The following is an 18,951-nucleotide window of genomic DNA, read 5'->3' as shown; positions in this document are numbered from 1 at the left end:
ACTTATTGCACTCAGGTCTTGAAAAGTGTAAAATTTTTACTACCATTTCTTTATTAACTAAGGCAAACTTGTAAAAGATAATAAAACAATATGCTTTTACAGGTTAAACTGTCTCTTTAATTAGACAGGGCAATTTAATTAGGATAGAATTGAACAAAGATACATAAAGGAAGAGCGTACGGGGGTGTTACCATGGCAACAAATAAGGAATATCATGTTCCATTATTGCCTTTAAGAGGACTGATGGTTTTTCCGACAATGGTTTTACATTTGGATGTCGGAAGGGAAAAATCAATAGAAGCGTTAGAACAAGCGATGCTTGGAGACGATATTGTCGTTCTTTCTACTCAGAAAGAAGTAGGAACCGACAATCCTGCTAAAGAGGACCTTTATACTTGGGGTACTTTAACAAAAGTAAAACAAATGTTAAAACTTCCAAATGGTACGGTCCGCGTCCTAGTAGAAGGTTTGGAGCGTGCAAAAATAGAAGAGTTCATTGAAAAAGATACACATTGGGAAGCTAAACTTTTGACCTATCCGGATACAGAAGAGAAAGACCCGGAAGATGAAGCTTTGATGAGGACTTTGCTGGACTATTTCCATACATACACAAAGCTCTCCAAGAAGACAACAATCGAAACATATCATACCGTTTCAGATATAACAGAGCCTGGGAGAATGGCCGATATCATTACATCTCACTTACCTGTCAACATGAAAGAAAAACAGGATATCCTGGAAACAAGAGATGTGAAAGAACGTCTGAACAAAGTGATCAAGCATGTTAATAATGAAAAAGAAGTGCTGCAACTAGAGAAGAAAATCGGCCTGCGAGTGAAGCGTTCCATGGAACGTACACAAAAGGAATATTATCTTCGCGAACAGATGAAAGCAATTCAAAAAGAGCTTGGCGACAAAGAAGGAAAAGGCGGCGAAATCGAGGATCTGAAAGAGAAGCTTGAAAAGATCGGAATGCCTGAAAATGTGAAAAAGACTGCATTGAAGGAAATCGACCGCTATGAAAAAATTCCATCCAGTTCTGCAGAAAGCTCTGTTATCCGCAACTATATTGACTGGTTATTGAACCTTCCTTGGACGGAAGCGACAGAAGATCAATTGAATATTATCAGAGCGGAAGAGATTCTTAACGAAGATCACTTCGGATTGGAAAAGGTGAAAGAACGCGTGTTGGAATACTTAGCTGTTCAACAACTGACGAAGTCCTTAAAAGGCCCGATCCTTTGTTTAGCAGGACCTCCTGGTGTAGGTAAAACCTCTCTGGCACGTTCCATCGCAAAATCACTGGATCGCAAATTTGTCCGCGTCTCCCTTGGTGGAGTTCGCGACGAATCTGAAATCCGCGGCCATAGAAGAACTTATGTAGGGGCAATGCCTGGGCGAATCATTCAAGGAATGAAAAAAGCAGGTACCATCAATCCTGTTTTCCTTTTAGATGAAATCGACAAGATGTCTAATGATTTCAGGGGAGATCCATCTTCTGCACTATTGGAAGTATTGGATCCTGAACAGAACTTCAATTTCAGTGACCACTATATTGAAGAGCCTTATGACCTATCAAATGTTATGTTCATCGCCACAGCGAACAATTTGGCGACCATTCCTGGGCCGTTACGTGACAGAATGGAAATCATCACGATTGCAGGTTACACAGAAATCGAAAAATTAAACATTGCAAAAGACCATCTGCTGCCACGTCAGGCAAAGGAACATGGTTTACAGAAGAACCTTTTGCAAATAAGAGACGAGGCATTAATGTCCATCGTCCGTCACCATACCCGAGAAGCGGGAGTGCGTAGTTTAGAAAGGCAGCTTGCTTCTATCTGCAGAAAAGCTGCCAAACTTATCGTTTCCGGTGATAAGAAAAGGGTAGTCATTACAGAGAAGAACCTTGCTGATTTCCTTGGAAAACCAAAATTCCGTTATGGTCAGGCGGAAGAAGAAGACCAGGTTGGCGTGGCAACAGGGCTTGCTTATACAACCGTTGGTGGCGATACGTTATCGATTGAAGTATCTCTATCACCAGGCAAAGGAAAACTTATGTTGACCGGTAAACTTGGGGATGTCATGAAAGAGTCTGCTCATGCAGCATTCAGTTTTATCCGATCAAGAGCGGACGAATTGAATATTGACCCCGATTTCAATGAGAAAAATGATATCCATATACATGTCCCAGAAGGCGCTGTTCCAAAAGACGGTCCTTCGGCGGGAATTACGATGGCCACTGCCTTAATTTCCGCCTTAACTGGCAGAGCGGTCAGAAGAGATGTGGGAATGACGGGTGAAATAACGTTAAGAGGGCGTGTGCTTCCAATCGGCGGATTAAAAGAAAAATCCCTGAGTGCACACCGCGCCGGCTTAAAAAAGGTTATACTACCTAAAGAGAATGAAAAAGATTTGGATGATATTCCAGAAAGTGTGCGCAAAGATTTAACGTTTGTTTTAGTATCACATTTAGATCAAGTGTTAGAACACGCATTAGCAGGAGAGAAAAAATGAAAGTAACACAAGCAGAAATAGTAATAAGTGCCGTTAAACCAGAGCAATACCCAAGTGAGCTTTTACCAGAATTCGCTTTAGCAGGCCGTTCCAATGTAGGAAAATCATCTTTCATCAATAAGATGATCAACCGTAAGAACCTTGCGAGAACATCCTCCAAACCAGGGAAAACACAGACATTAAACTTTTATCTGATCAATGAAATGCTGCATTTTGTTGACGTGCCTGGTTATGGATTCGCTAAAGTTCCGAAATCCGAGCGAGATGCATGGGGCAGAATGATGGAAACCTATTTGACAAGCAGAGAGCAGCTACGTGCTGTCTTGCAAATAGTGGACCTTCGTCACCCCCCATCCAAGGATGATGTCACGATGTACGAATACTTGAAGCATTATGAGCTTCCAGTTGTCGTCATCGCGACGAAAGCAGACAAAATCCCTAAAGGGAAATGGCAAAAGCACTTAAAAGTAATAAAAGAAACACTAGGAATGGATAAAGAGGATGAACTGATCCTCTTCTCCTCCGAAACCGGACAAGGTAAAGATGAAGTCTGGGGTATGTTACAAAAACGAATGAAGTAAAACCAAAACTGCGAATCAGAGAAAGAAATCCTCTGAACGCAGTTTTTTGGTTGTTAGAGGTAACCATAGCTTTTGATTGGAGCGCAGGGCGTAGACTCCGGAGGGAGGTAGCGGTAGACTTGAGACCCCTGAAGCGTTGTGAGGAGGCTCAAGCACCACCCCTCGGAAAGCGAAGCCCAGTGCGGAAATCAACAGCTGGTCATAAGAATATAGGAATTGGCACAGGAGTGATATTGATGGAAAAGTTATTTTATCAAGACCCTTATATACAAACATTCAACACTACATTAGCAAAACAAGCACAAGACGAAGCGGGAAAATGGTATGCGACTTTAGAACAAACCGCCTTTTATCCAAAAGGCGGCGGACAGCCATATGACACGGGAACGCTGAATGACCAAAAAGTTATCGAGGTACAAGAAATCAACGGAGAAATCAGGCATTATTTGGATCAACCGTTTTCTGAGGCCACAAAGGATGTCGCAGGCAACATTGATTGGGAAAGACGATATGACCATATGCAGCAACACGCCGGACAGCATCTTTTATCTGCTGCTTTTGAAGAACTATTTTCATACAAAACCAAAAGTTTTCATCTGGGTAAAGAAGTGTCCACCATTGATCTTGCTACAACAGGGTTGACGGAACAGGAAGTTCTGGAGGCTGAATCACTCGTAAATAGAATTATCCTTGAGAACCGTAAAATAGAGACCAAGTGGGTCACAAAAGATGAGCTATCAGATTACCCGCTAAGAAAAGAACTGTCCGTATCGGAAAATATCCGCTTAGTGATTATTCCCGAATTTGACTATAATGGGTGTGGCGGAACACATCCTCATTCAACAGGCGGGGTAGCTTCACTTAAAATTCTTTCGCTAGAAAAACAAAAGAACATGATCCGTGTATCCTTTGTTGCAGGAAATCGTGTGTTAAAACAACTTCATGATAAACAACAGGTCTTATCGGAGTTGTCCTCCTTATTAAATGCCCCTCAAAATGGTATGGGTGTTGCGGTCACAAGAATATTGGACCAGAGTAAAGAACAGGCAAAAGAGCTAAAAGATATGAAAGAAAAGCTTTTAGAATACGAGGCAGCTGCTCTTGTTTCTCAAAAGGAATTAGTTTCAGGTCGTACAATAATAAAATCTGTGCTTAAAAATAGGGAAATGGCAGAACTCCAAAGTATGGCGCGGAAATTAGTGTCTGCTAGAGATGACATCAACGTGTTTCTTGTAGCTGAAAATGTAGGGAAGTTACAATTTGTCGGGGCTAGAGGAAGCGATTCAGATATCAATATGAAGTTCATTGCCAACAAAGTCTTTGCTTTCATAAATGGAAAAGGAGGCGGCAGAGAAAACTTCGTCCAAGGTGGGGGAGAAACAACGCTAACAGGGGAAGAAGTGTTAGAAAAAATAACACATATTATAACAAACGATTAAAATTACAATAGGTTTCATAGCTTACTTGAGAAAAAGGCTATGGAATCTATTTTTTTGTTGTTAAAAAAATATGAAAAATTCTAAAAAATATGTTTATTAAAGTGGAGCAATAGGGAATAGGATGTACAAGGAGTAATTCCGAGCATACATAAGGTACATAGGTAGTCAGGTCTTCTGAAGTTAGAATTTACAGAATTATTAACAAATATGAAATTCAAGCTTATTTGTGGTAGTTTTCCGTAATTGTTAACATAAAAGGGAGACGAAAAAATGGACACTAAGGGGGATTTTGGAAATTGAAAAAAAGGGTATTGTTAGTCACATTATTTGTGCTGTCTACGATTCTAGCTGCTTGCGGCGGAAAAGTGACAACAAGTGAAGGGTATGAATTAGTAGAGGAAGGGAAGTTCAAGTTTGCTTCTTCAGGAGAATTTGCACCATTTAGTGTAACAGATGGTAACGGTAAGATGACCGGTTTTGATATTGAAGTCGGAGAAGCCATCGCTGCTGAGCTTGGTCTTGAACCTGATCAGGAGAAGTACACATTTGCGAGTATTGTTGAAGGAGTAAAAAGCGGTCGTTTTGATGCCGCAGTTGCAAGTCATACCATTACAGAGGATAGACTGAAGGAAGTGGATTTCTCCACGCCTTACTACTATTCTGGTGCACAGATTTTTGTAAGGCCTGACAGTGACATTGAAACATTAGAAGACCTGGAAGGTAAAGAAATTGCGGTTTCCAGAGGGTCTACATACGCAGACCTTGTTAGTGATATCTCTGACAATATCCAAAACTACGATAGCGATGTTGTAGCATTGGAAGCATTGAATAATGGCCGCCACGATGCCGTGGTAACAGACTTTGTCACTGGTCGTGAAGCAATTGGATCTGGCATGGAACTAGAAGGACGTGAGCTTCTCGACCGCAGTGAGCAGGCAGTTGGAGTTGCTAAAGGTAACGAAGCACTTCTTGAAGCAATCAATGACGCTTTAGAAACATTACGTGAAAACGGAAAGTTGAAAGAAATAAGTGAAAAGTACTTTGGAGAAGACATCACTACAGACCCGGATGAGCAAGAATAACAAGCTGAAACGCAGCTGACCATAAATCCAGTTCATAAAATGTGTGGTGTTCATTCACCACACATTTTTTATCAGGGATTTATATTAAGAGTTAGTAACAAAATTATAGCTGTTGATTGGAGCAAAAGGCGAAGACTCCTGCGGGGGAGTAGCGACAATGTTGAGACCCAGCAGGGCGCAGCCCGAGGAGGCTCAAGGTCGCCCCGCGGAAAGCGAAGCCGTTTGTGGAAATCAACAGCGGCGTTCAACGAATTTAAATATAGGGAGAGTGAAACCAGCATGCCCAGTTTTTTGCACTTTTTTGAAGTATTCTTAAATACATACGATATGTTTTTCAAAGGGATGATTAGAACCCTCCAAATAACAGCGGTTTCCATAGCGATTGCACTAATTATAGGGTTGTTTTTCGCTTTCTTAAAAATTTCCAAGATAAAAGCGTTAGAATGGATTGCCAATACTTATATCTTTTTAATTCGAGGGACACCGCTAATTGTTCAGATCTTTGTATTCTACTTTGGTCTAGTCACATTTGGTATTTCCCAATTCTGGTCTGTCACACTCGCTCTTGCTTTCCATAACGGCGCCTATATTGCAGAGATATTCCGTGGAAGTATTCAGTCCATAGACAAAGGACAGATGGAAGCAGGAAGATCACTCGGAATGACAGGAAATCTAACGATGAGAAGAATCATCTTACCCCAAGCGTTCAGAAGAGCGCTACCGCCGCTTGGTAACCAGTTCATTATCTGTTTGAAAGATTCCTCTCTTGCAGCATTTATCGGCTACTATGAGCTATTCAACGTTGCACAGACGCAAGGTGCCAACTCATATGACGTCATGACATATTTACTTGTCGTTTCTGTATACTACCTGATTCTTGTCGGATTAATTGGAATCGTCGTAAATCTATTAGAACGTAAATTCTCAGCGAGTGAAAGATAGGAGGTAGGACATGGGTAATAAAATTGAAGTAAAAGACTTAAATAAATCTTTTGGGGAACTGCATGTCCTCAAAGACATATCCTTAACAGTGAAAAACAAAGAAGTGGTGTGCCTCATCGGCGCGAGTGGCTCAGGAAAAAGTACGATCTTACGTTGTTTAAACTTTCTTGAGTTAAAAGATAGCGGTTCTATTGTTATTGATGGAAACGAAGTCGATGTGAAAAAAGATAACCTGAACAAAGTCCGTCAAAAAGTGGGAATGGTGTTTCAACATTTTCATCTTTTTCCGCATAAAACTGTCTTGGAAAATGTCATGGAAGCTCCTGTCCAAGTGGAAGGCTTGAAAAAATCCGAAGCGAAAAAAAGAGCTTCAGAACTTCTTGCAAAGGTTGGACTCTCCGACAAGGAAAATGTCTATCCGGAAAAACTTTCAGGCGGACAAAAGCAGCGTGTGGCCATCGCTCGTGCGCTTGCCATGAGACCAGACGTCATGCTCTTTGACGAACCCACCTCTGCCCTTGACCCTGAACTGGTAGGGGAAGTTCTTAAAACCATGAAAGAACTTGCCGAAGAAGGGATGACCATGGTGGTAGTCACCCACGAAATGGGATTCGCACAAGAAGTAGCCGACCGTGTCATCTACATGCACGACGGCAAAATCGTCGAAGAAGGCAACCCACAGGACCTCTTCAACAACCCAAAAAACCAACGAACAAGGGACTTCCTAGAAGCGGTTCTGTAACTACAAAAACAATTTTGGAGATGTAGATTCCCCCTGTTTCCTGGAGTGCAAGGTGTGAGACTCCAGCGGGGGGATAACGGTAGCTTGAGACCCCGCAGCGCAGCGAGGAGGCTCAAGCACCGTCCCGCGGAAAGCGAACACCTGGAACGCAAGGATACAGGGAGTACAGTGGTGGTTTTTAGCTGTTGATTGGAGCAAAAGGCGTAGACTCCTGCGGGGGAGTAGCGGCAATGTTGAGACCCCTGAAGCGTTGTGAGGAGGCTCAAGGCCGCCCCGCGGAAAGCGAAGCCGTTTGCGGAAATCAACAGCGGCGTCAAAACAATAACCATGACACAAAAAAGACCTACAACAACGGAATAACATCCATTGCCTGTAGGTCTCCTTTTATTTCTTCTTAAAAACAAAAAACGCACCAATCACAATCAACAAAACCGGCCAAAAAGTATGTAAACTAGCAACACCAGTCTCTACCACACCAAGCATCTCCATAAACGTATCGTAGAAAAGAAAGAAACTGGCAAGAATACATAACAGTACACCTTCAAACATCCCGCCCTTCGTCTTCTGCGAACGCAAGATAAAGCCAATCCCAATAATCAAGATAATCACCGCAAAATGATCGGGCCAAACTTCAACTATATCTTTAAGCTGAAAATGCAAACCAATTCCTAATAGGACAAAGCCGGGTAAGATATTAGGGTAATCACTCAGTTTATAAGCTTGTAATAAAAGTGCAATCCCTGTAATAACTAGGATAGTGGACCAGTGCAGCATCCCTTCCCACAACACAATGTTTAATTGTTGTAACAGGAAATATGCACCAAAAAATAATAAAAGCAAACCAGGCAGAAAGCTATTTTTCTTCATATTTTCCTCCTTGAGATCGAGGCTGAAACCTTGATTCTACAATGAAATTCTGTTAATGTACAAGTTGGTGAATAAAAGAATTGTAATGTTTGTAATATATAACTAAGAGAAACCATGAAAACGGTGTATTTTCTTGTATCCTAATTAATTAATTGGAAACTATTTGTTCACATTTTAACAAAAGTATCTAGCATTAGTCATGTTATAATTTTAGTAGATGATATTATTTTTTGTGGGGGTGTACGAACAAGTGCATATCATAGTAGTCGGTGTTAATTATAAAACGGCCCCTGTTGAAATACGTGAAAAATTGACATTTAATCCAGCTGATTTGAATAAAGCAATGGTAGCTTTAAAGGACCAAAAGTCCATCTTAGAGAACATCATTGTTTCTACCTGCAACCGTACGGAAGTCTATGCGGTAGTCGATCAGTTGCATACTGGACGTTATTATATTAAAGCTTTCCTTGCAGACTGGTTTGGTCTGGACAAGGAAGAGTTTTCTCCTTACTTGAACATATATGAACATGACGGGGCAATCGAGCATTTGTACCGCGTATCCTGTGGATTGGATTCCATGGTGCTTGGGGAAACGCAAATTCTTGGTCAAATCCGTACAAGCTTTCTTGCTGCACAAGAACATAAAACGGTCGGAACCATTTTTAATCAATTATTTAAACAAGCTATCACTTTAGCTAAACGTGCGCATTCCGAAACGGATATTGGATCCAATGCCGTATCTGTCAGCTATGCAGCGGTAGAGCTTGCGAAAAAGATTTTCGGTGATTTAAAAAACAAGCATGTATTAATTTTAGGCGCAGGGAAAATGGGAGAACTCGCCGTCCAGAATCTTCACAGCAACGGGGTAGAAAAGGTCACGGTTATTAACCGTACCTTGGAAAAAGCAACAAACCTGGCGAATCGATTCGCAGGCCAGGCAAAGTCCATGCAGGAGCTTTCCTGTGCGTTGGTAGAAGCGGATATTCTTATCTCTTCTACCGGTGCCAAAGACTATGTACTAAGTAAAGACGATATGACCTATGTCGAGCGTATGAGAAAAGGACGTCCACTTTTTATGGTGGATATTGCGGTTCCTCGTGATTTGGATCCAGAATTGGATAAGCTAGAGAGCGTCTTCTTATACGATATTGATGATCTTGAGGGAATCGTCAATGCCAACTTGGCAGAACGCAAAAAAGCGGCAGATGAGATTGAGCTGTTCATAGAAGAGGAGATTGTGGAATTTAAACACTGGTTGAACACACTTGGTGTCGTTCCGGTCATTTCCGCATTACGTCAAAAGGCGTTGGATATTCAATCCGAAACGATGCAAAGTATCCAACGAAAACTTCCTCATCTATCGGAACGTGAAATTAAGGTCTTAAATAAACATACGAAAAGCATCATCAATCAGATGTTGCGCGACCCCATTTTACGTGCGAAAGAACTTTCAGCCGAATCTGACGCAAAAGAATCTCTAGAACTGTTCACTAAAATCTTTAATATCGAAGAGGCGGTTCAACAAGAAGTTCAATCACAGTACTATGCTGTGAAAAAGGAGAAGAGTTCTTCTGCTCCTGTAGGAATTCCGCTTCCTCAAGCTGCGACATACAGGTCGTAAGAGAGGCTGTTAACTATGCTAGAGATGACAATCGCAAGGCTGTACGAATTAACGATTCTTCTTTATGCCTTAAGCGTGCTCTTATATTTTATTGATTTTCTTCAACATAACCAGAAGGCAAATAAAACAGCCTTCTGGTTACTTGCAATTGTTTGGGTATTGCAAACGGTATTCTTATTTTTACGAATGCTTGATACCGGTCGATTTCCAATACTGACTCTTTATGAGGGAATGTATTTCTATACGTGGGTATTAATTACCTTTTCGCTCGTCATCAACCGAATTTTGCGTGTGGACTTTATTGTATTTTTTACAAATGTGATTGGATTCCTAGTGATGGCACTGCACACATTCACACCAATTCAGCATGAATCACAAGTCGTTGCGCAAGCATTGGTATCTGAATTACTCATCATACATATTACAATGGCAATCCTGTCCTATGGTGCCTTTTCCCTTTCTTTCGCTTTTTCCTTGTTATATGTCATCCAATATCGACTGTTAAAGGAGAAAAAGTGGGGCAAGCGGTTATTACGCATTCAGGATTTGGCGAAACTTGATCATATGTCCTATGTTTTGAATGTAATTGGAGTACCGATGTTATTGCTGTCGTTAATTTTAGGAAGCATTTGGGCGTCTGTTAAATTGTCCGAATTTCAATGGTATGACATGAAAGTGATAGGGTCATTCATCGTCATCACCGCATATAGCTATTATTTTTATCAAAGACTTGCCAAAGGAATTAGCGGGAAGACAATTGCGAGTTGGAATATCGCAGCGTTTCTTGTCGTCCTCATCAACTTTTTCCTGTTCGGTAGATTATCAAATTTTCATTTTTGGATCTTATAGGAATCCCATCGGTTTTGGGTAAGGAGGAAATATGAGAAAAATAATTGTAGGTTCTAGAAGAAGTAAGCTTGCTTTAACCCAAACGAACTGGGTCATCGACCAATTGAAGGCATTGGGTGCGCCTTTCGATTTTGAAGTAAAGGAAATCGTCACAAAGGGAGACCAAATCCTTGATGTGACCTTATCTAAGGTTGGTGGGAAAGGTCTTTTTGTAAAAGAGATTGAGCAAGCGATGATGGATAAAGAAATTGACATGGCGGTTCACAGCATGAAAGATATGCCGGCGGTTCTACCGGAAGGATTGACGATTGGATGCATTCCGTTCCGTGAAGATCACCGTGATGCTTTTATCTCTAAGGATCATGTGAAATTTGCTGATCTACCGAGCGGTTCCATTGTTGGAACAAGCAGCCTGCGCCGTGGTGCACAGCTTCTTGCAAGACGTCCGGACTTAGAAATCAAATGGATTCGTGGAAATATTGATACACGTTTAGCAAAGCTTCAAAACGAAGATTATGATGCGATTATTCTAGCAGCAGCAGGGCTTGCAAGAATGGGATGGTCAAAAGATGTGGTGACAGAATTCCTTGATGAAGATTTGTGCTTGCCAGCTGTTGGACAAGGGGCTCTTTCCATTGAATGTCGTGAAGATGATGCAGAACTACTTGAAGCTTTAGGGTTATTCACGGACTCTGTTACAGAAAAAGCGGTTATCGCAGAGCGTACTTTCCTTCATAAAATGGAAGGCGGATGCCAGGTTCCGATTGCTGGATTTGCATCGGTTGGTCAGGATGACAATATCATCCTAACTGTTCTTGTAGGCGCTCCAGATGGTTCTGTTTTATATAAAGAGAGAATCACCGGAACAGACCCTGTAAAGATTGGATTGGAAGCTGCAGAGAGTCTTACTGCTCAAGGTGGAAAGAAATTAATTGATGATGTAAAAAAGGAGCTGGATCAGTAATGGATCGTACTTTGCCTTTAGCCGATAAACGCATTCTTATTACAAGAAGCAAAGAGCAGGCAAGGTATTTTTCCAAGCAGATTGCAGCACTCGGAGGGACCTCGCTTGAAGTCCCTCTTATTCAATTTCAGCATGTTTCAGATACCATGCAAATGCAGGCTGAGATTAAGGCAAACATTGACCAGTACGAATGGATTGTGTTCACTAGTGTAAATGGCGTGAAGTACTTTTTTGACATCTATCAAGGGTCCTTGTCAAACAAGATTGCAGTGGTCGGAGTGAAAACAAAACAAGCATTGGAATCGTACGGATATAACGTCGAGCTTGTACCAAAACGTTTTTCTGCCGAAGATTTAATAGAGAGTTTTCGAAAAGAGACAGTAAGTTCTGTCTTGCTCATACAGGGCAATCTTGCACGACCCCTTTTGCGTGAAGAACTTAGTAGAATAGGGTACAATGTTAAGCAGATAGTCGTATATGAAAACGTGATTCGAGTACCAGAGGAATTGGAATGGAAATGGGTAAAAAAGGGGAAAGTTGACCTATACACTTTTACCAGCCCTTCTACCGTACATAACTTCATAGAACTATTCGGACTGCCAGAAGGACCGGTAGCAACCATCGGTCCAATCACTAGAAATGCAGCAGAAAAGGCGGGAATACAGGTGGCAATTAGTCCATCTGAGTATACAATGAACGGTTTGCTTGAAGAAATCGTGAAATATTTTAAAAGGGAGGATACATAATATGAAAGACTTGCAATTTAATCGTCATCGCAGATTAAGAAATTCAGATAACATGCGCTCACTTGTGCGTGAAACATATTTACATAAGGAAGATTTTATCTACCCAATCTTTGTGGTAGAAGGAGAAAATATCCGAAATGAAGTACCGTCCATGCCAGGCGTGTTCCACCTTTCCTTGGATCTGTTAAATGCAGAAATGGCTGAAGTGACGGAACTGGGCATTAAATCCGTTATTGTCTTCGGTGTGCCAAAAGAAAAAGATGAAGTGGGAACGCAAGCCTACCATGACCATGGCATCGTACAGCAGGCAATTTCACAAATTAAAGAGAGTTTCCCAGAGCTTGTTGTCATTGCAGACACATGCCTATGCCAATATACGTCCCACGGGCACTGTGGAATTGTGGAAGAAGGGAAGATATTAAACGACCCAACGTTGGACTTGCTTGCGCGCACAGCTGTCAGCCAAGCACGTGCAGGAGCGGATATCATTGCACCTTCAAACATGATGGACGGGTTTGTAGCGGCAATCCGCGCAGGGTTGGATGAGAACGGTTTTGAAGATGTTCCAATCATGTCCTATGCAGTGAAATACTCATCCGCATTCTACGGACCTTTCCGTGATGCAGCGCACAGCTCTCCTCAATTCGGAGACAGAAAAACATATCAAATGGACCCTGCCAACCGCCAAGAAGCACTTCGTGAAGCAGAGTCAGACATGCTAGAAGGAGCGGACTTCCTAATTGTGAAGCCAGCCATGGCATACTTAGACATCATCCGTGATGTAAAAAATAACTTCAACGTACCAGTTGTTGCTTACAATGTGAGCGGAGAATACTCCATGATCAAAGCAGCAGCGATGAACGGATGGATCAACGAACGAGAAGTTGTAATGGAAAAACTAATTGGCATGAAACGTGCAGGTGTAGACTTGATTATCACGTATTATGCAAAAGACGTGGCGCGTTGGTTGGATGAGAAATAAGGCGGATGCCCGCAACGAAAATCCATTTCAGATAAAAGAAAGGATGATAGAAAAATGAGAAGTTATGAAAAGTCTAAAGAAGCTTTTATAGAAGCATCCAAGCTGATGCCAGGTGGCGTGAACAGCCCAGTACGTGCCTTTAAATCAGTAGACATGGACCCAATCTTCATGGAGCGAGGAAAAGGCTCGAAAATATACGATGTAGACGGGAACGAATACATAGATTATGTCCTTTCTTGGGGACCACTAATTCACGGCCACTCCAATGACCGCGTCGTGGAAGCAATTAAAAAGGTAACAGAATCAGGGACAAGCTTTGGTGCTCCAACACTTATTGAAAACGAACTTGCAAAGCTTGTTATTGAAAGAGTACCTTCCATCGAGGTAGTACGTATGGTAAGCTCCGGTACAGAAGCAACCATGAGTGCGCTACGTTTAGCACGTGGATACACAGGTCGCAACAAGATAATCAAGTTTGAAGGCTGCTACCACGGCCATGGGGATTCCCTATTGATTAAAGCCGGTTCTGGGGTTGCTACGCTAGGATTGCCGGACAGCCCAGGTGTTCCTGAAGGTGTCGCGCAAAATACAATCACTGTGCCTTACAATGACTTGGAGAGCATCCGTTATGCATTCAAGGAATTTGGAGACGATATCGCTGGTGTCATTGTGGAGCCTGTTGCAGGTAACATGGGAGTGGTTCCGCCGCAACCAGGTTTCTTGGAAGGCTTACGTGAGGTAACGACGGAGTACGGCGCAGTATTGATCTTTGATGAGGTAATGACTGGTTTCCGTGTGGATTACCATTGTGCCCAAGGATATTACGGAGTAACACCTGACTTAACATGTCTTGGTAAAGTTATCGGTGGAGGGCTTCCTGTTGGTGCATACGGTGGTAAAGCGGAAATCATGGCGCAGATTGCTCCAAGCGGCCCGATCTATCAGGCAGGAACATTGTCTGGTAACCCGCTTGCCATGACAGCTGGATATGAAACCTTGGCTCAACTGACTCCTGAAACGTATAAAGAGTTCGGCAAAAAAGCTGATCGTTTAGAAGAGGGGATTGTCGCTTTAGGTGAGAAGTACGATGTGCCTGTCTCTGTAAACCGTGCTGGTTCCATGATTGGCTTCTTCTTCAATAGTGAGGAAGTTGTGAACTATGATGTGGCGAAGTCTTCAGATTTAGGTTACTTCGCGAAGTTCTTCCGCGAGATGGCAAACAACGGTGTGTTCTTACCACCATCCCAGTTTGAAGGATTGTTCTTGTCCACAGCTCATACGGATGAGGATATAGAAAAGACATTGGATGCGATTGAAAAGTCTTTTGCTGCGATAAAGGGATAATAATGGATTTTCTTTTTGAGATGAGGTCCGCTCCGATGCATGTAAATGCATTGGGGTGGGCTTTTTAATTTATGTGGGATTTTTGTTGAAAGTGGGGGTTGTGCATTTCCCGAGCGAGCTTCTACAATTTCTCGGAAGACCTTCTACATTTCCCGGCCTCACTTCTACCATTTAAAACAAACCTTCTACATTTAACCCCAACCCCTCCAACAAAAACACCACATAGACCAAACAACCAAACATTAAACCACACACAAAATCATACAATCTACTAACCACCTCTAAATCCAAAGCCGCCTTCGACACACACCTCAAATCTCCTGCGAGGGTCTGACCCCTTTTTTTGACCCCTTTTTTTTACCCCTTTCATAAATTTCTCCCAACCATTCATATTCTCCTAAATCTCATCATACATCTTTATTGATATAGTAAATTTTTGATAGGTGTGAAAGGAGGAACCCCTTTGTCTTCAGATCAGCAATCGTGCTTGCGGTTTTCAGTAGAGGAATCTATATGGTTTCAAAAGGGACAGGAAGTATCTGAGCTCATCTCCATTGCGTTAGATCCTGATATACAAATTTATGAGCAGGACCAATATGTTTCCATACGTGGAGCTTTATTATTAGCGGGGGAATATCATGTGAATGCGGAGGCGGATGATGAGGAGGAGTATCAACCTCAAGCCCGTGTTGTCCAGGAAGTAGAGCAGCGGGAGGATGGCGTCTGTGTATTGAACCATCGCTTCCCGGTAGATATTACGATACCGAAGAACAGAATCCAGAGTTTAGACGATATTTATGTGGCCATTGAGTCATTTGACTACAGTGTCCCAACTCGAGGCTGCCTGCAATTGGATGCGGAGTTATCCATCTCTGGTATTTACGGCCATCAACAAAGCGCACCGTCCTGGGAAGAGGATCAAGACAGTCTAGAAGAATCATTTGAATATGAAGTGGAACCTAACCGGGACCATGAAGAAGCATACGCTTCACAAAATCAAGCACCGCAATACGAGCAAGATGCTCAAGCAGAAGAAACAGAAGAAGAAGAAGCATTTGAGTATGAACCAATGTATCGCAGTGCAAACTCCGATAATGAGTACGAAGAAGATACCTACCAGTACTATACAGAGGAAGATGACGACGAGGAAGAAGAAATCCTCAATCAAGATGAGATCGATAGGAATATGCAATACAATTACAATGAAGACGGCGAGTATGCACCGTTTGAGGTGGAGGCAAGAAAAGCTCCTGCAGTAGAGGAAGAAGCACCATATAATCCTGCAGATTATATTTATCAGAATAAGGCGGATGATGCTTATGCTCCGCTCCATTCCTTACATGCAGGGAACCACTATCAGGACGAGGAAGAAGCATCAAATGTTGTTTCCTTCTTTGATAAAAGGAAAGGCCAGCAGGCGGTTGCAGATCCTCAACAATATGAGGATTATGCCAATGAACCGCGAGATGAAAATGATCTATCCCTCACCAAGATTTTTGCAGATGAAGGTGGAGATGACTTCACCAAGCTGAAAATATGCATTGTCCAGCAAGGAGAGTCCATGGACCATATTGCTGAGCGATATGATGTATCCATTCAGCAGTTAATCAGGGTCAATAGGCTTTCCACAGATGATCACATCAATGAAGGGCAATTGTTATATATTCCGGTAAAGGCTTCCTCTAAGAGTCAATAACCGGCTTTGGAGGAAAGTGAGGAAGGGGTGACCTTTTCTCACTTCTTTTTTACCTGAAAATATTAGAGGAAGTGAGTTTTCGCGATGCAGACAAATGAGCAAAGCGTAGAAGAGTTGGTGTATCAATATGGCATCGTACCTGAATATATAGAGCAGCATAGCGGAGTATGGAGGGTTGCAACAAATAAAGGTGCCTTTGCCCTCAAAAAGATAAAAAAAGAACAGGCATATCCTTTGTTCCGCAATATCCATTCGCTCTTCCAACGTGGTATCAAAACAGTAGTACCTATCTATCAAACAAGGCAGGGGTATTATTTTATTGAAAGTTATTCAGATGCTTACTACTTGATGCCGTGGATAGAGGATAATGAAGAGCGGGAACTGGATTTCAAAGACAGCATGATGTTTAAAGAACTGGCCAAACTTCATAGCATGACGGTTCAAGAGAAAGAGTATCCTGAAGAGGAAATTACTACATTTTACGACCGGATTTCGGAAGAGTGGACGAAAGAGCAACAGGACCTAGAGAAGTTTGTGGATGTATGTGAGAAAAAGCTGTATATGTCCCCATTTGAGCTTCAAGTGTGCACGTATGCCCATGAAATATCGCTTGCCCAGAAATTTTCCCTGCAAAAGCTGGAAAACTGGCAGGAGGCGGTAAAGGAAACTAAAAAACATCGGGTGGCCATGACACATGGAAGGGTCTCGTTTCATCATTTTGTAAAAGATACAGAGGGCAGGGGTTATTTTATCAGCTGGGAGCGAGCCAAACAAGCTGCGCCCGCCAACGACATTATTTCTTTTTATCAACGATATTTAAGAACGTATCCGGTTTTCTGCGATGACTGTATTGACTGGTTCTATGAATATCAAAAAGGATTCAGTCTTCAAGAATATGAAAAAGATCTTACATTAAGTTATCTCTCTCACCCTGCTTCTTTCATGCAGGCAGTAACACAATTTCAACAACCTCCCAACCCTAACCAAAGAAAAGCCTATTCGGAAAGGGAATTGGTGAAAAAAATACAGGGAAGCTACTGGCAAGCCAAAAATATTGAATATGTGGCAGGCAGGATCAATCAAATTGAAGAGCAAAATAAAAACAAAGAGGCCCAAACCAGTTAAGCTGGGATGGGCCTGCTTTTTTATGCTTTGTGAACTGCTTTTGCTAACAACGTATCAGTCAACAACGACAAACTGACAGCCGATTGATTGATTTCTTTAAAAGAATTAACGATGATATCCAGGTCTGCTTTATTTTTGTTGAAACGATCGAGATAGTTATCCATCTCCATTTTTACAGTGACAATGCCGCCCTTTACTTGGACGATATTCTGTTGAGATTGCTCGGTTACTTTATGCATGGAAGACATCATGCTTGTCACATTGGTGATTTGCTGATCACTCTTGTCGATAAGTACTTTAATCTTGCTGCTTAGTTCCTTTGAGCTTTCGGCAAGTTTACGGACTTCACTCGCAACTACGGCGAAACCACGACCTTCATCACCGGCACGCGCTGCTTCAATGGATGCATTAAGGGCCAATAGATTCGTTTGATCGGCGATGTTATCAATTCCTTGAGTCATCGTGATGATTTCTTCGGAGACAGATTTCAATGTATGCATTTCCTCTAATGATTGACTGACTTCCTTCATGACTTCCTCAAAATTCCCTACCATCTTCTCCATCTGCATCTCATTGTCATTGGTTAAATGCAACAAGTTTTGGCTGCTTTTTTGTGTGAGATTGGTATCCTTCAACACTTCTTCCGCTTTTAGTGTGACGGTCTGGATAGTCTCTTCCGTCTCTGTCACAGTGCCGGCAACTTCTTCACTAATCTTAGTAAGTTCAGCCTGCAACGAACGGTTTGCTTCATTTGCCTGTTCAAGCAATTCAATACGTACATGGATGTACTCTTCAACAACCAGTTGAGAGTCAAGGTTAATAATATGTGTCAATGCGGTTAACGTGGTGACTAGGTCTTTTGGGCTGTCCTGAAGCAACTCCACTACCTTTGGAAGCAGAAGGGTCTGCATGGCGGAATAGGTCGCCAAAAACCAAGTAACGGGCAGATGAACCCCATTATGAGTTTGTCCGATACTTTTTCGCATTTTATAAAAATCGTCATCAAGCGTTCCGCTCAACAAACTTTGAAAATAGCGAACAAATACTGCCTTGAGTCTTTCCTTACTGGAATTACTTGTGGCAACCCGTTTCATCGGTGGTTGTTTATATAAATGTTCGAGCACTTTTTCAAGTACTTCATCTAGTATTTCAAATATGACAGGTTTTGCATTTTGTAAAGCTTGCAGATGTTCCTTTGTGAAGCCCATATAGTAAAGGCGGCTTGCCAGGTCGGCATCTTTTAAATGACTTACAACAGCTTGTCTTTCTGGAAACTGCATCTCAGCAGTGTAAGGAACCTTTTTAGGTTTTTGCATAAATGAAATCATGTACGTCTCCTTTAAAGTCGAAATTGGTAGAAAATTCATATCTTTATGTAGTATTATGGATGATTTTTAGGAAATATGCTATAGGTAATGTGTCGAAAGACGAAATAAAAACTGCCTCACAAAAAA

16 protein-coding genes are annotated in these 18,951 nt (G+C 42.0%); 14 read left to right on the top strand and 2 right to left on the bottom strand.

The features are described 5' to 3' along the window. Positions 1–192 precede the first annotated feature (192 nt). From lon to LC091_RS03385, 6 genes are all read left to right on the top strand, one after another. Positions 193–2,517 carry an endopeptidase La gene (gene lon, locus LC091_RS03410; protein WP_226680271.1) on the top strand — a complete coding sequence of 775 codons (2,325 nt, stop codon included), beginning with the start codon at positions 193–195 and terminating at the stop codon, positions 2,515–2,517. Then, positions 2,514–3,098, top strand: coding sequence for a ribosome biogenesis GTP-binding protein YihA/YsxC (yihA, locus tag LC091_RS03405; RefSeq protein ID WP_088019034.1), 585 nt, complete (start codon positions 2,514–2,516; stop codon positions 3,096–3,098). The genes lon and yihA overlap by 4 nt, the downstream gene beginning before the upstream one ends. Before the next feature lie 179 nt (positions 3,099–3,277). After that, positions 3,278–4,537 carry an alanyl-tRNA editing protein gene (locus tag LC091_RS03400; protein ID WP_319003631.1) on the top strand — a complete coding sequence of 420 codons (1,260 nt, stop codon included), beginning with the start codon at positions 3,278–3,280 and terminating at the stop codon, positions 4,535–4,537. 296 nt (positions 4,538–4,833) lie between these two features. Beyond that, the gene (locus LC091_RS03395) at positions 4,834–5,619 is read left to right on the top strand and encodes a transporter substrate-binding domain-containing protein (protein WP_226680270.1); all 786 of its coding nucleotides are present in this window, start codon (positions 4,834–4,836) and stop codon (positions 5,617–5,619) included. Between the two features lie 279 nt (positions 5,620–5,898). After that, positions 5,899–6,561: an amino acid ABC transporter permease gene (locus LC091_RS03390; RefSeq protein WP_226680509.1), complete on the top strand. Its 663-nt coding sequence runs from the start codon at positions 5,899–5,901 to the stop codon at positions 6,559–6,561. A 10-nt stretch (positions 6,562–6,571) separates the two neighbouring features. Then, entirely contained in the window at positions 6,572–7,303 is a 732-nt protein-coding gene (locus tag LC091_RS03385; protein WP_226680269.1) for an amino acid ABC transporter ATP-binding protein, read from the top strand. Between the two features lie 384 nt (positions 7,304–7,687). Here the strand turns inward: LC091_RS03385 and LC091_RS03380 are convergent, their stop codons facing one another. Continuing rightward, a complete protein-coding gene (locus tag LC091_RS03380; protein WP_226680268.1) occupies positions 7,688–8,170 on the bottom strand; it encodes a LiaF transmembrane domain-containing protein in 483 nt (160 codons plus the stop codon). Between the two features lie 250 nt (positions 8,171–8,420). On the opposite strand from LC091_RS03380, the gene hemA reads away from it, so the two are divergent. The 8 genes from hemA (at position 8,421) to ysxE (ending at position 17,497) form a co-directional block, all read left to right on the top strand. Then, positions 8,421–9,791, top strand: a complete 1,371-nt coding sequence (gene hemA, locus LC091_RS03375; protein WP_226680507.1) for a glutamyl-tRNA reductase — start codon at positions 8,421–8,423, stop codon at positions 9,789–9,791. A gap of 15 nt (positions 9,792–9,806) precedes the next feature. Continuing rightward, positions 9,807–10,640, top strand: a complete 834-nt coding sequence (locus tag LC091_RS03370; RefSeq protein ID WP_226680267.1) for a cytochrome C assembly family protein — start codon at positions 9,807–9,809, stop codon at positions 10,638–10,640. Positions 10,641–10,671: 31 nt separating this feature from the next. Further along, complete coding sequence (gene hemC, locus LC091_RS03365; RefSeq protein WP_226680266.1) at positions 10,672–11,604, top strand: hydroxymethylbilane synthase; 933 nt, start codon at positions 10,672–10,674, stop codon at positions 11,602–11,604. After that, positions 11,604–12,350: a uroporphyrinogen-III synthase gene (locus LC091_RS03360; RefSeq protein ID WP_226680265.1), complete on the top strand. Its 747-nt coding sequence runs from the start codon at positions 11,604–11,606 to the stop codon at positions 12,348–12,350. The genes hemC and LC091_RS03360 overlap by 1 nt, the downstream gene beginning before the upstream one ends. A 1-nt stretch (position 12,351) precedes the next feature. Then, positions 12,352–13,332 carry a porphobilinogen synthase gene (hemB, locus tag LC091_RS03355; protein WP_226680264.1) on the top strand — a complete coding sequence of 327 codons (981 nt, stop codon included), beginning with the start codon at positions 12,352–12,354 and terminating at the stop codon, positions 13,330–13,332. A 54-nt stretch (positions 13,333–13,386) separates the two neighbouring features. Beyond that, positions 13,387–14,676: a glutamate-1-semialdehyde 2,1-aminomutase gene (hemL, locus tag LC091_RS03350; protein WP_010195825.1), complete on the top strand. Its 1,290-nt coding sequence runs from the start codon at positions 13,387–13,389 to the stop codon at positions 14,674–14,676. A gap of 463 nt (positions 14,677–15,139) precedes the next feature. Next, the gene (gene spoVID / locus LC091_RS03345) at positions 15,140–16,372 is read left to right on the top strand and encodes a stage VI sporulation protein D (protein ID WP_226680263.1); all 1,233 of its coding nucleotides are present in this window, start codon (positions 15,140–15,142) and stop codon (positions 16,370–16,372) included. Positions 16,373–16,456: 84 nt separating this feature from the next. Continuing rightward, a complete protein-coding gene (gene ysxE, locus LC091_RS03340; RefSeq protein WP_226680262.1) occupies positions 16,457–17,497 on the top strand; it encodes a spore coat protein YsxE in 1,041 nt (346 codons plus the stop codon). A 20-nt stretch (positions 17,498–17,517) separates the two neighbouring features. On the opposite strand, the gene LC091_RS03335 is transcribed toward ysxE, so the two are convergent. Beyond that, on the bottom strand, positions 17,518–18,825 hold the full coding sequence (locus LC091_RS03335) for a globin-coupled sensor protein (protein WP_226680261.1): 1,308 nt from the start codon (positions 18,823–18,825) through the stop codon (positions 17,518–17,520). Between the last annotated feature and the right edge of the window lie 126 nt (positions 18,826–18,951).

Source organism: Sutcliffiella horikoshii (genome assembly GCF_020524325.1).
GTDB lineage: Bacteria > Bacillota > Bacilli > Bacillales > Bacillaceae_I > Sutcliffiella_A > Sutcliffiella_A horikoshii_D.
This window is presented reverse-complemented; position numbering and strand designations above follow the sequence as displayed.

What these genes read in the sequence shown, in the direction of transcription:
- hemB (WP_226680264.1), top strand. Translation starts at nt 12,352, where the DNA reads ATGAAAGACTTGCAATTTAATCGTCATCGCAGATTAAGAAATTCAGAT.
- hemL (WP_010195825.1), top strand. Translation starts at nt 13,387, where the DNA reads ATGAGAAGTTATGAAAAGTCTAAAGAAGCTTTTATAGAAGCATCCAAG.
- LC091_RS03335 (WP_226680261.1), bottom strand. Translation starts at nt 18,825, where the DNA reads ATGATTTCATTTATGCAAAAACCTAAAAAGGTTCCTTACACTGCTGAG.
- hemC (WP_226680266.1), top strand. Translation starts at nt 10,672, where the DNA reads ATGAGAAAAATAATTGTAGGTTCTAGAAGAAGTAAGCTTGCTTTAACC.
- LC091_RS03385 (WP_226680269.1), top strand. Translation starts at nt 6,572, where the DNA reads ATGGGTAATAAAATTGAAGTAAAAGACTTAAATAAATCTTTTGGGGAA.
- ysxE (WP_226680262.1), top strand. Translation starts at nt 16,457, where the DNA reads ATGCAGACAAATGAGCAAAGCGTAGAAGAGTTGGTGTATCAATATGGC.
- yihA (WP_088019034.1), top strand. Translation starts at nt 2,514, where the DNA reads ATGAAAGTAACACAAGCAGAAATAGTAATAAGTGCCGTTAAACCAGAG.
- lon (WP_226680271.1), top strand. Translation starts at nt 193, where the DNA reads ATGGCAACAAATAAGGAATATCATGTTCCATTATTGCCTTTAAGAGGA.
- LC091_RS03370 (WP_226680267.1), top strand. Translation starts at nt 9,807, where the DNA reads ATGCTAGAGATGACAATCGCAAGGCTGTACGAATTAACGATTCTTCTT.
- LC091_RS03360 (WP_226680265.1), top strand. Translation starts at nt 11,604, where the DNA reads ATGGATCGTACTTTGCCTTTAGCCGATAAACGCATTCTTATTACAAGA.
- LC091_RS03390 (WP_226680509.1), top strand. Translation starts at nt 5,899, where the DNA reads ATGCCCAGTTTTTTGCACTTTTTTGAAGTATTCTTAAATACATACGAT.
- LC091_RS03380 (WP_226680268.1), bottom strand. Translation starts at nt 8,170, where the DNA reads ATGAAGAAAAATAGCTTTCTGCCTGGTTTGCTTTTATTATTTTTTGGT.